The 12,503-nt window shown below is 48.2% G+C and carries 14 protein-coding genes; all 14 read right to left on the bottom strand.

What is annotated here, in order from left to right; translation table 11 throughout:
* Positions 1-37: 37 nt before the first annotated feature.
* The 14 genes from A372_RS0115890 to hisC all read right to left on the bottom strand — a co-directional run bounded on the left by A372_RS0115890 (position 38) and on the right by hisC (position 12,448).
* Positions 38-691, bottom strand: coding sequence for a DUF1405 domain-containing protein (locus A372_RS0115890; protein WP_019421862.1), 654 nt, complete (start codon positions 689-691; stop codon positions 38-40).
* A gap of 154 nt (positions 692-845) precedes the next feature.
* Positions 846-1,721, bottom strand: a complete 876-nt coding sequence (locus A372_RS0115885) for a menaquinol-cytochrome c reductase cytochrome b/c subunit (RefSeq protein ID WP_019421861.1) — start codon at positions 1,719-1,721, stop codon at positions 846-848.
* Between the two features lie 16 nt (positions 1,722-1,737).
* Positions 1,738-2,409 carry a menaquinol-cytochrome c reductase cytochrome b subunit gene (gene qcrB / locus A372_RS0115880; protein WP_019421860.1) on the bottom strand — a complete coding sequence of 224 codons (672 nt, stop codon included), beginning with the start codon at positions 2,407-2,409 and terminating at the stop codon, positions 1,738-1,740.
* Between the two features lie 19 nt (positions 2,410-2,428).
* Positions 2,429-2,965, bottom strand: coding sequence for a QcrA and Rieske domain-containing protein (locus A372_RS0115875; protein ID WP_019421859.1), 537 nt, complete (start codon positions 2,963-2,965; stop codon positions 2,429-2,431).
* Between the two features lie 173 nt (positions 2,966-3,138).
* Positions 3,139-3,588, bottom strand: coding sequence for a DUF2487 family protein (locus tag A372_RS0115870; protein WP_019421858.1), 450 nt, complete (start codon positions 3,586-3,588; stop codon positions 3,139-3,141).
* Between the two features lie 92 nt (positions 3,589-3,680).
* Positions 3,681-3,860 (bottom strand): IDEAL domain-containing protein, encoded by a 180-nt coding sequence (locus tag A372_RS0115865; RefSeq protein WP_019421857.1) that lies wholly within the window; start codon positions 3,858-3,860, stop codon positions 3,681-3,683.
* Between the two features lie 25 nt (positions 3,861-3,885).
* The gene (locus A372_RS0115860; RefSeq protein ID WP_026011104.1) at positions 3,886-4,392 is read right to left on the bottom strand and encodes a gamma carbonic anhydrase family protein; all 507 of its coding nucleotides are present in this window, start codon (positions 4,390-4,392) and stop codon (positions 3,886-3,888) included.
* 86 nt (positions 4,393-4,478) lie between these two features.
* Positions 4,479-5,633: a hypothetical protein gene (locus A372_RS0115855; RefSeq protein WP_019421855.1), complete on the bottom strand. Its 1,155-nt coding sequence runs from the start codon at positions 5,631-5,633 to the stop codon at positions 4,479-4,481.
* Between the two features lie 212 nt (positions 5,634-5,845).
* Positions 5,846-7,657, bottom strand: a complete 1,812-nt coding sequence (locus A372_RS34055) for a glucoamylase family protein (protein WP_237728544.1) — start codon at positions 7,655-7,657, stop codon at positions 5,846-5,848.
* 380 nt (positions 7,658-8,037) lie between these two features.
* Positions 8,038-8,652 (bottom strand): histidine phosphatase family protein, encoded by a 615-nt coding sequence (locus A372_RS0115845; RefSeq protein ID WP_019421853.1) that lies wholly within the window; start codon positions 8,650-8,652, stop codon positions 8,038-8,040.
* 27 nt (positions 8,653-8,679) lie between these two features.
* Positions 8,680-9,273 (bottom strand): anti-sigma factor family protein, encoded by a 594-nt coding sequence (locus tag A372_RS0115840; RefSeq protein ID WP_019421852.1) that lies wholly within the window; start codon positions 9,271-9,273, stop codon positions 8,680-8,682.
* A gap of 2 nt (positions 9,274-9,275) precedes the next feature.
* Positions 9,276-9,857, bottom strand: a complete 582-nt coding sequence (locus A372_RS0115835) for an RNA polymerase sigma factor (protein ID WP_019421851.1) — start codon at positions 9,855-9,857, stop codon at positions 9,276-9,278.
* 402 nt (positions 9,858-10,259) lie between these two features.
* On the bottom strand, positions 10,260-11,354 hold the full coding sequence (locus A372_RS0115830) for a prephenate dehydrogenase (RefSeq protein WP_019421850.1): 1,095 nt from the start codon (positions 11,352-11,354) through the stop codon (positions 10,260-10,262).
* The gene (gene hisC, locus A372_RS0115825) at positions 11,351-12,448 is read right to left on the bottom strand and encodes a histidinol-phosphate transaminase (RefSeq protein WP_019421849.1); all 1,098 of its coding nucleotides are present in this window, start codon (positions 12,446-12,448) and stop codon (positions 11,351-11,353) included. Before hisC ends, A372_RS0115830 begins: the two co-directional genes overlap by 4 nt.
* Positions 12,449-12,503 lie beyond the last annotated feature (55 nt).

Below are 12,503 nucleotides of genomic sequence, written 5' to 3'. Positions count from 1 at the left end.
GGGGAGATGTCCACATTTAGAACAAGCATCTATCGTTCTACTTCATATGTAAGCTAGCACTTCTTCCTCTCGCTTGACGCATCGTTACCCAAGCGAGCAAGACGCTCATTCCGGTCAATATGAACGTGAACAGGCAGACGGCAAGTATATCATCCTGTAAAGTGCTCGGCAGCCAAGGGTAAATTCCCGCGCTATAATCCACCGTGTCATTGAGCCATGTCCAACAAGCCGCAATCGTCAGACTTGCACTGCCGTAGCTAAATAAGCGCACATACAACAGCGCTTCAACGGCCATGGCCAAATGAGAGCCGATAAGCATCCAATCCTGCCATATCATCGGCGACCCTTTATAGGCTCCCGCGACAATCATCGCACATGCCCATACCCCATATTTTATCGAGGTGACAACGGCAAGCGCTTCGATTATATTTTTCACGACCGTTCCCCATGTGGAACGCGGACGCGGACAGATCAGCAACATCCCGATGCTGATGGTAAAAAACAAGCTTGCTGTCGGGCTATCCGGCACGAAGACGATTTGCCAGAACGGATGATGCTCCCACGTATAGATGAGCTGACTTTTGTACCAATAGTACCCGTAAATCGTTCCCAGCAGGTTGCACCAGAACAGCAATCCCAGCACCCAGCGGCGCGATAAAAAGCTGCGGCTTATTAACGAAAGCGGCTTCATGCATTCCCTTCTTTCCCACATGCAATCGTATAGCGGCAATGTTCACCCGCCTTTTCATGTACTGCATGTAATTTTTCAACACGATCAGAAATGGTTCACGATCAGAAACAAAACCTGACCGCTCATGCAGTCAGGTTTCTCTTTCATCCTTATTTTACTGTGCTGCTTTCTGTTTCGCAAGCCAATCCGCGATATGCTCGATATCTTCGTCATTAAGACCTTGTGCCTTGGCGCTATCCACCATTGGCGGCATGTTTCCTTTGCCGTTCTTAATGACGTCCAAGACTTGGTCTTTATTCATCGTATCCCCGATACCTAGCAAGGCAGGACCAGAAGCACCTTTCATATCAGTGGCGTGACATGCAAGACAACCGGCCTTTTTCATGTTGGCGAAAGCAGGATCGTCTTTATCGACGATCGCAATTGATTTGTTCGGCTTCGGCTGACCGGCTGGCTTGCCAGCCAGTGCCGCTTCACGAGCTTTCTCTTCCCGTTCGATATGCTCTGGTGTAATGTTCAGTTCTGCAATCTCATGCTTGTAGCCATCCCACGCGGTCTTGGTCAGATAGACGCAAGAGAGCAAAGAAAGAATCATTAACGATGATGCGATCGGTCGGCGGTAGAAGCGGCGCTCCTTGCCCGTATCCAAGAATGGAGCGAGCAGCAATCCCCCGAATGCTAAGCCTGGAATCAAAACCGTACCAATGACGACGTAGCTTCCCGCTGCGTACGGATACTTCAGAAATTGATACAGGAACAAGAAATACCAGTCCGGAATCGGTACGAATCCGGTATTGTTAGGGTTCGCCGGATAGCCGAGCGGTGCCGGTTCGGATATAGTCAGTACGAAGATCGCGACCAACGCGACGCAGCCGACCATCCATTCTTTTAACAGAAAGTTCGGAATGAACGCCTCTGACTTGCCCGGATAGGATGTATAATCCAACGGCGTAATATCATTCACTTTCTGCTTGACACGAGAGTCTCCGACATATACAACTTTTTCATCTTTTGATTTTCCGTGTGCCATCTCGATTCCTCCTCTCTTATAGCGGTCCCGAAATGCCTTGGCGGCGAATCATAAAGAAGTGAGCGCCCAACAAGGCCAGCAGAGCCCCCGGCAAGAAGAAGACGTGAATCGCAAAGAAACGAGTCAACGTTTGCGCGCCGACAACCGTACCGCCCTGCAGCAGTTCTTTCAAATACGGTCCGATGTAAGGAACAGTATCCGCAATCTCCATACTGACTTTCGTAGCAAAGTAACCTTTGTTGTCCCAAGGCAACAAATACCCTGTGAACCCAAGACCAAGCATGACGAAGAAAATCAACATGCCTACAACCCAGTTCATTTCACGAGGAGCCTTATATGAACCGGTGAAAAATACCCGTAGCGTATGTAAGAGCATCATAACGATAACTAGACTGGCTCCCCAATGGTGCATGCCGCGAACAATCTGGCCGAAGGCCACTTTCGTTTGCAAATATTCGACGCTGTAATACGCATTCACGATGTCCGGCACATAGTACATTGTCAAGAACATTCCAGACAAAATCTGAATAACGGTAATAAAGAACGTCAAACCGCCGAAACAGTACACGAATGCGGAAAAATGATGCGCGGGGTTTACGTGCTCCGGCACTTCATGATCCGCCACGTCGCGCCACATCGGCGTGATATCCAGACGTTCGTCAATCCAGCTGTACACTCCTTTAAACATCTGTTATTACGCCTCCTTGTTACTGCACATGTTGGTTCGGTATGATGTCACCTAAGTATACAAAGCCGTTTTCCACTTTGACTTTGTATTCGTCGAGCGGTGCACGAGCAACAGCGAGTTGTTTGCCTTCTCTCGTATAGTGCGCGCCGTGGCACGGGCAGAAGTACTGGTCCTTGAACTTTGCATTGTTGTTCCAGTCTACCGTACAGCCCAAGTGCTTGCATATCGGAGATAGCGCAAAGATATTGCCTTGCTGATCTTTGCTGACCCAGGCGACAAGCGTCGGCTTGCTCTCATACCAGCCGTCAATCTGTGTAATTTCGAAACTAAATTCTTGCGGTTCATTCGTAACTTTGTTCGCTTCCACTACTTTGATGTATTTACCTTCTGTCTTTTTCTGTAGAAGTGGATCGACGGCAAACCGAACCATCGGAATCGCAGGACCGACGAACATGAATGCGCTTGCGCCACCCAATGTGTAAGTAAGAAATTGTCGACGCGACATTTCTTTGCCCGGCTTTTGAGGTGTTTGCTCATTATTGTGCGGTTTACTCATATACTGTCTTACCCCCTTTACCCAACCGTTCTGGCAAGTTGCTATGACGATAATCACATTCTAACTAGGACATCACTATAATATCCCAGCCCCATGAAAGCGTCAAGAATTTACCAGTCGAATTGCCTTGACATACACATTTTACCTTATGAATTGTTTATATTTTGTCACAATTATACAACGGTTTGTGATTGAAACCACATCTTTTGTATGCGTTTATTCATTTCCTGTTTGACTAAAGTTAATTCCTGCCATGGCAATTCCATCGGAGTGAACACCTCATCCGCTGTCTCCAGCATGTCCTTCGTTATACGTACGTCAGCCGAAATTATGACAATATACGCAAATCCACGCCCACGCAGCCGGGAGCAAACGCCATTTATTAATGAAATATCTTGCTGCTCCAGCTGCTTGTCCATTACGAAGTGATACGCAGGATAGGTCACCATACGACCGTGAAACGGAATCTCCACCCCGTCCAGCCAGTCCCGCAATCTTTCTAGACGTTCGGCTGCTTCTACAGGCGACTCCTCTCCTGTAAGCCCGGTAATCGGCAATACACACGTATCGAGATATGGCTCCCATTCCTTCCACTGCTCCAATGTCAATTCACTAAACTTCATGCTGTCCCCCCGTTTTCCTGTATCTTCCTCTCCATTATACAATGTTATACAAAAAAATGAAGAATCGCGGTGAGCGTTTCTTCATCGGGGTATTACCTCAACGTCTTCAATTCATCCGTTAACGTCCGGAACGTCGTTTCATCTCCAGAAGCCAGCGCTTTGTCAATTTCCTCATATATGCGTTCCGTACGATGTTTACGTATAGCTTCGTCCCAGATCATCTCAGCGGTCAAGCTGAGCATTGCTTCATACGTTACTTTCATTTTATCCATAGGATTCAACCTCCAACCTGCACGATTAAGAGATCCTATATTCCTTTCCTTTCACCACATAGCTTTCCGTTGTTCTCTTCATGCGTTGCAAATCTTCTTCTGTCAGCTCGCGTATGACTCTAGCTGGTGAACCGAGAGAAAGAGTATAGGCCGGTATCTTTTTATTTTCAGTGACGACAGAACCTGCTCCTACTAAAGCATATTCACCGATCTCGGCACCGTTCAATACAATCGCCCCCATGCCGATCAATGTGCCATTGCCTACCGTACAGCCATGAATGATTGCCCCATGTCCGACGGAGACCCCGTCTTGAACGATTAAAGGTTGATTCGTATTGACGTGACCAATGACGCCGTCTTGTATGTTGACGCGATTTCCAATTACAATCGGAGCCAAGTCCCCACGCAGTACAGCATTGTACCACACAGTCGATTCCGACCCAACCGACACGTCACCGATAATTTTAGCGCCTTCCGCCACGAAGACTGTCTGTTCGATGCTTGGCAAGATGCCCTTATAAGGTATGTACACCATTATCCCCTCCGAATTGACCTTATTTCCATCGTTAAATGGGCGTTTAATCCCACTTTCAACCGGAAAATTTTGGTCTCATCGTATCAACGGGCACGTGGCTTGTCAACGCTTAGCTGAATTTTATCCTCGTATGCAATATACACGCCGTCAATAATATGCTGGCCTTTCTTCGTAATTTGCACCACTTGTCCTTGCACGACATCTTCACCTAGCCGAATCAACCCCAGATGCAGCATCATCATAATGATCCGTTGCCTGAAGATTGCCGTTGGCGTATCGTAGTAAAAAGGCCTGACATACGGCAGCAATGTTGCTTCCAAAGACTCAATCGTAGTCCATCGCATCGTGCACAGCTGAATCCAATGAACGAGCGACAATAAATTCGGTATTGCATTTTTGTAAAGCTTAAGCCAGAACCGATACAGTGACGCAGATGGTTCAGTGCCGGCCTGCGCCAATCGCTCTTCTCCCGACTGTGAACAACGCAGTCGGCCATCCCATTCCTCAAGCCAGCCTTGAAAGAAGGCGTAGTCATAGATTAAGGATAACCGATTCGGATAATCATGAAACCTCCGACCGTAGCCGAATCTCCATTCTCCTTTGGGCACGGTTGATTCATGAATGGCGAATGTCTCAAGAAGCTGCTGCTGCATCTTTTTGTACATGACGCCTTCGGCATTCAACTGGATGTTCTCATTGCGGACGAATGTGAGCAATTGTACGATGTCATCGCCCATTCGCCCATCCTCATCCCTATAGGCTTGAGGCTCGGCAGTAACGGTCAATCTGGTGGCGAATGACTGCTGCAGCACGTCTTTGAATCTTCGCTTCAAGTCAGTAGGAACTTGAAACAGATACTTTGTCTGCTGACTGCATCCGTTAAACAACCAACCGCTATGCTTAAATTTCGAGATCGTATCACGCGGGTGCGTCTCCTTCTGCAGAAGAGGAGCTTCTTCATTTCGCTCCGTCTCAAATTTGGTCTGCTGTACGCGCGCAACGAGCTCCTCCAAGCTGAATGAGGAACGCTTATCGAATAAAATCGAATTGAGAAAGCGCAGCTCCTCGAGCGTCATATCCATGACATGCTGCTCGAATACGTCCTTCCTTCCTAAGACGGTCAGAATGGATTGGATGAGCTCATGCTTGGAATTTTCATTACATACGCAGCCGTAACGCTTAGCAATCCGAGTTAACTGAGTAATGTCCGCGTAACTGAGCATATCCGCCAAATTCATGCAATTCCTCCGTTCCCATCAGACTTTGCGCTTGGCCGTATCCTCGATGTACATTAACCATTATTGGAAAAAGTTCAGCATTTATTCAGTTTTTGAAAATAAAATAAGTCCGGTTCATCGTGAACCGGACTTAACTTGCCGAGAAACCAACATCAAGTGAAAAGGAAACAAGGATGGTATGGATATCCGCTTTCGTCGCTGTTGAATCCAATTCATTGGGACGACACCTGCGTGCCTTTCCCATTGAATTGTACATCATCCACATAGAATGTTCCGGTAACGTCACGCTCCCCTGGCGCTGCAAACACGAGCATTCTTTTCGTATCCACGAGTTTCCCTTTCTCTTCAGGAGAGAACACCCATTCGAGCTTGCTCCACTCATCACCACTTGTGTGAAACGATTTCTCGATCATTCCCGCAGCCGTTTCGAATTTGATTAGCAAATCCGTCGTTCCGCTCACAAAAGCTGACCATGAATCCGCTTGTAAAAAATGGTTCTCCTGTTTGAAATCAGCCGCAAAATAAGCCCATTCCGTTGTTTTGTTATACCCCACCTTCAGCGCTCCCAACCCGGTATGGGTTGTATCAAACACCGGGGATAACGTGTAGGCGCCTTCGCCCGCATCGAACCAGTTCGAATGTATACGGTTGCCTTCAAAATCGTCGATGACGGTCGTGCCGTTCTCAGTGAGCCCGACTCGTTTCAGGCCAGCTTGCACATATTTATTTTTGTTCATCAAATCCCATACCAAGCCTGTGCGATAATTCTCAATCATCAATAAAGTAATTCCTTTGTCTATACCGATGACATCATCAGCGAACCAGCCTTCCTCGCGGATATCGAGATTGAAGGAATCCTTCAACCCGTAGGGGCCGATTAATTCGGGAAAAGAATAATAATGCCGTAAAGCGTCCATGACGTCATCTGGGGCAAATACGATCGATCCGAGCGCTCCGGCGGTAGGAATCGTTCCGTCGATGCGGTGCTGATCATTGTCGTAGCCCGAAGGGGCAGAGCCATACCGTCCCACATACCCATCCGGTCCGTCCGCTGCCGTCATCCCCCATGCGTTCGGTCCGAACGTTTTGTATTGATCCGAATTGAGGATGCTGAATTGCCGTGCTGTCTTCGTCGCAATGACCGAATTATGCCACCAATCCACGCCTTCCCGATCGGCTTTGTTTCTTACATCAAACCAAGCGTAAGAAAACTGATGTGTAAAAATGGAACCGAACCACGAGTGAATAAATTCCGGGTATCCTCCGTACGACCCATATTGCCGCACAAAATCATAGAACATATCGGAATTGACGCGATGCTCTGGATTCGGAGCAGCTACGCCCAAAAAGTAAAGCATGAATTGTTCGGCATAGAAATCCCAATGTCCGCTAAATCCGTCACCCGCATCTTCTGGCGAATATCCCATATAGAATTGGTTCGTGTCAGAATCCCGGTACCATCCCCAATTGACCTTGTCATACAACTGTTCCGCCATGACTTTAATTTCCCCGCCGAAATATTCTCCAGCGGAGAGCGCTCCGCTGACGGCGATAGCGGTATCGATTACAGATGCTTCAACATTACCGTATCGTTTGGCCGTATTCATATCAAGAAAGTGATAGAAAAAGCCTTCGATCTGCTCGGCTTTATGTAATAGCGTGTTCAGCGTGCCCTTAACTCTCTCTTTCCCTTCTTCTTCCGTAATCCAGCCTCTCTCCACCCCGATCACAATCGCGCTCAGACCAAAGCCTACCGAAGCGACACTGCTCATCTTGTCATCGTTCGGCGCCCGATCGCGAATGAGCCCATAGCCTGGACTGTCCGGATTCGTGTTCACCATTTCCCAGAAAAAATCGAATGATTTGCGGCTTTCATAATCCAAGAGCTCTTCATCGGGCATTTTTGCAAAATCCGTCTCTGCAGCAAATGCGGCAGGCGGCGGAACTGACGTAAACAGCATCGTAGCGAGCACTAATAAAATGAATACCGCCTTCTTCGACTTGCTTCTTCTCTGATGAACCATCTTCTTCACAACAAACTCTCCTTTCGACCGTTGATTGTTCTCTACCCTGCGGATTTCACCTGGATGTTCCCCACCCCAGCTATAATCGATATGAATTCTATCCCGAAGCGGTTATTTCATCCTATTCATATCTGCTCACATAAGTCCTGCCCATCATCAAGGAGTGCTCTCTCCCCCCAATCGCAATCGCTTTCGATCTTGGTCAGCAATTGCCTTGCTCACCTCCCCCACCGATTCAACGATGCGACCCTTTTTGCCTGTATAGGATCAGAGGGGTCTCAGTCATGTAGGATTACACGTACAACTTCATTCGAAACGTTTCAATTTTGTGCAAAATAAAAGCAGCCCGCATCACGATAGTGAAAACGAACTGCCTGAGGTTAGAGCTTCCGCTGTAAAGTGAATGCATCCGATAACTGCATATGCTTCGTGCAGTTATATAATAGCGGATGCCATCCTTCACCCGTACGCTCAAGTATGGAATAAGATAAATTAGCGATATGACCTTGCAGCTTATCTCCGAATATCGCAATAAAGAGTTGAGCCAACCAACTGCCGTGGGTAACAAGCAATATGTTCTTGCCTTCATGCTGCTTCGCAATCGATTCAAGCGCTTGTGCGGCACGCAGTCTCAACGGCTCGTCAAGTTCCTGACCAAGGTCCATTTGACGCCAGTCCGCCCCCCACCGACTCTCCCGTTCCTCAGGCGTCGTTCCTTCGACTAGCCCGTAAGCCCGTTCCCGCAAGCCTGTCTCAGGCTTGAGCAATGGGATATGCAACGCGTCAGCGATAATGCGAGCCGTCTCTTCCGCACGCCCGAGACCGCTTGAGATAATGACGTCAAACGCGTACGTCTCCGCGATTAATCGTTCTGACAGCAGCCTGGCTTGCTCGCGTCCAGTTTCATTGAGCGGAATATCCGTCTGCCCTTGTATTTTCCCTTGTGCATTCCAATCGGTTAATCCGTGACGCACTAATCCGATGATTTGACTCATATCTTCTCCTCTATATTCCGTTCTACGTTATTGGCGCACACGCGTCAACCAATTTAACAATAATAACGCAAACGTGACCCCGAACAAAGACAACGCGATCCAATAGTTAGGTATCGTAGGCACGACATGCAATATCATAGGATCGCTGACACTGGCCACAGGCAGTTCTATACTCATTGTCGACCAGGAGGACTGCTCACTACCGGCAAGCACCGTCGGAATCAGTCCGCTCATTTCTTCCATATTCGACTGTCCATTACGAATCAAAAGAACAACGAGGGCGCATAGGAAGATAGCCATACAAAAAGAAATTATCCCTGCCAGCATATTACGCGAACGCAGGGATAAAATTTGCGAGCGGCGATGAACCGGCATTAGCCAATCCTGCTCCTTATAGATGCGGTCCATTACACTGCTCATCTGGAATCCAGCCGCGGGATTAGCCGAGTATTCCATGTCCGCTTCTTCTTCCACCCAATGTTCGCTTGCAGCCCACACTGCAAATTGTTCCGCACATGCCTCGCATTCGCTCAAATGCTTGTCGATAGCTTGACGTTGCGGATCGTCTGCAGGCATATCGGAGTAAACCGATAACCACTCGAGCGCTTCCGCACATTTCATTTTTAGTTCATCCCTTCAACACCCGGCTCTGCTATGTAAGCCTCCAGCTGCGTCTTTACGCTGGCTCGAGCACGGAATAGCAACGATTTAACTGAACTTACCGTCTGCCCCAGCACTTGGGCAATTTCCTGATAGTCCAATTGGTCGTACTCACGAAGAATAAGGGCTGAACGCTGTTTCTCCGGCAAGCGGTTAATCGCTTCACGCACCAAGGTTACCTTCTCATTGCGAAGCAGCGCATATTCCGGCGCTACCTCCTTCGGTGCTTCCGGAACGATGCTATGGTCTTCATCCAATGATACTTGAATGCTTCGCTGCTTACGGAGCTCACTCAGCACCGTATTGCGTGCAATCGTATATAACCAAGTCGAAAAGGATGCATCCGCCTCACGGAACGTATGCAGACTTCGATACGCTTTATAGAACGTCTCAGCACATAAATCTTCAGCGAGCAATTCCAACTGGGAACTTTTCAACATATGAAAAATGAATGATAGCAATTTGCGCTGATAACGATTCATCAATTCCGCGAATTGTTCGACATCTCCGTCTTTAATGTCGCGGATGATTTGGGAATCGGTCATGGACTCAAGTTCCTCCTTGCTTTCCATATCCTTCCCGATGCGCTACTGAAAGGTTATACTCTTGAAGTCTTAAAAAGTTGCGGATCGGAGTTCAATAATCGGAGTCATACGAAGACCCCCGTTCACCTTACTATGGGTATGTAATATGTAAAACAAACATGTTACACAACCTTATCAGATATAGTCGTATTTTATCATAATAAAGTCGAAATATGATTAAAAATTTTTAAGAAATGCATATTAACAAAAAAAAGACCACTCCCAGAGGGAGTGGTTGCACATAGTGCAATTCTATTGGATAGGAGTGGAGAGAAACCATACTGTACTGTTATTATATTGTATCCGTTTTCATTTAGTCAATAGGTTTCGTAAAATATTTTCTTAATTTCACAAATTTTTCCGCTAGACGTAAATTGTGAATCCTTTGGAAGTTAGAAGCTCATTGGCACGATCTGCGTCGCTCTGATGGCGAAAAGACAATCGGAGCACACCGGGAACGTCTTCACGGCTCTCAATAATTTGTAAATTGCTCAAGTTGATGAGGTGATTACCAAGCTCCGACGCTATCTTTCCTATAATCCCCGGATGGTCCGGTACGTCCATATAGAGATCGTACAGCGCGTGAATAACCCCTTTGCGGCGCTCCGGCATCCGGCTTCTGAATTCCCCCGCTTCCGCGAATTGCTGCATAATCCCTTCTCCGTCACGACGCTGTAATAAATCAATAAAGCGCTCCGTGCCCGCTTTCCAGTCCTGAAGCAAATGGAGAAGAATATCCCTGTTATTTAACAAAATGTCCCGCCAAATGACCGGATCGCTTGATGCGATACGGGTGATGTCTCGGAATCCTCCGGCTGCCAATAGCTCGTGCAGCTCATTCGATTCGTTATAGCGTCTGACTTGATTGACTAGGGCAACGGCGACGAGATGCGGCAAGTGGCTAATCGCCCCCACCACTTCGTCGTGCTCATCCGGATTCATGCGGATGATGTGCGCTTTCGTGTAGCGAAGCAGCGACACAAGACGGCTGTATGCATCCTCATCGACGTCCTGATCCGGTGTCAGCACGTAGAATGCATTCTCGAACAGCAAGGTCGAGGCCGCTTCCACCCCAGAACGTTCTGAACCAGCCATCGGATGCCCTCCGATAAAGTGGATATCATGCCAGCCAAGCGAACGCGCGCAGCGTGCGACCGAATCTTTCGTGCTGCCGACGTCGGTCACGATGCAACCCGGCTTCAAATCCAGTTCACGCAATTGGCTGAGCATTGACTCCAACATCCCAACCGGTGAGCAGACAAATATATAGTCCGCTTCATGGACGGCTTCCTTCAGGGACGTCGTAGCTTCATCGACCACGCCCCGCTTTATATATTTCTCTGTAGAGGCGGGATTGGGCGAGTAGCCGACGACATGCAGTCCCGGCTTGTTCTTAAAACAAAGGGCGAGGGAGCCACCAATAAGCCCCACGCCCAAAATCGTTATCTTGGTTCTCATGATGTCACCTTATATTCTGCTAACGCTGATTCTAATGCTTGTATCATTGCTTCGTTCTGCTCTTGGCTTCCGACTGTAATGCGCAAGTGATTCGGGTATTTCTTATGTCCTGCGCGCGTTATAATGCCGCGACGAAGGAGTGCGTCGAACATGTCAACGGCAGGTCTGCCGACATCGACCATGATGAAGTTGCCGTGAGCCGGAAAGCTTGTAAGCTGAAGCCGCTCAAGTTGCTGCTCGATATATTTGATGCCAGCTGCATTCTTCTCCCGGCAATCTGCGATAAAGGCTTGATCCTGTACCGCCGCAAGGGCTGCCGCTTGAGCATAGCGCGTCGTGTTGAATGGCTCGCGTACTTGATTAATCAAGTGGATAACGTCCGGATGACCAATCCCATAGCCGATTCGAAGAGAAGCCAACCCATAAATTTTGGAGAACGTGCGCAATGAAATGACGTTGTTGTATTGCGAAATCAGCTTCAAGCTGTCCGGAAAGGAGTCATCCATAACGTATTCGCAATATGCCTCGTCTAACACGACAAGCACATGGCCAGGCACTCGTTCCATGAAGCGATCCAGCTCTGCTTGCGATATGATCGTGCCCGTCGGATTGTTCGGATTGCAAATCCAGACAATCTTCGTCCGTTCATTGACGGCGGCGAGCATCGCTTCCAGATCGTGCGTTCCGTCACGCAGCGGGATTTCAACCGTAACCGCGCCTTCAATATCTGCATTGTGCTTATATTGCGGGAAGGTCTGATCCGCTATAATATGCTCGTCCCCCGGAACGAGGAACGCCCGGCAGATCATAAGAATGATCTCGTCTGAACCCGCACCGAATATAACTTGATTTGGCTGAACATCCAAATACTTCGCTACAGCTTCCGTTACAGCTACCGCCGCGCCGTCCGGATAGAGGCTCGTATTCTCGATTTCTTGCTGAATCGCTTGCTTAGCCTTGTCAGAGCACCCGAATGGATTCTCATTAGACGCGAGCTTAATAATGCGTTCCAAGCCCAGCTCGCGCTTGACTGCTTCAATTGATTTCCCCGGCTGGTACACAGGGAGATGAACAATACTGCTTTTCGGTTGCATCCGGTAACCACCTTTCTAACCTATGGAAATTGTTGCACAAGTGAGTCTTGCATCC

Source organism: Paenibacillus sp. OSY-SE (assembly GCF_000283315.1).
GTDB lineage: Bacteria > Bacillota > Bacilli > Paenibacillales > Paenibacillaceae > Paenibacillus_B > Paenibacillus_B profundus.
The sequence above is the reverse complement of the archived record's forward strand: the minus strand, read 5'-3'. Positions and strand labels throughout refer to the sequence as shown.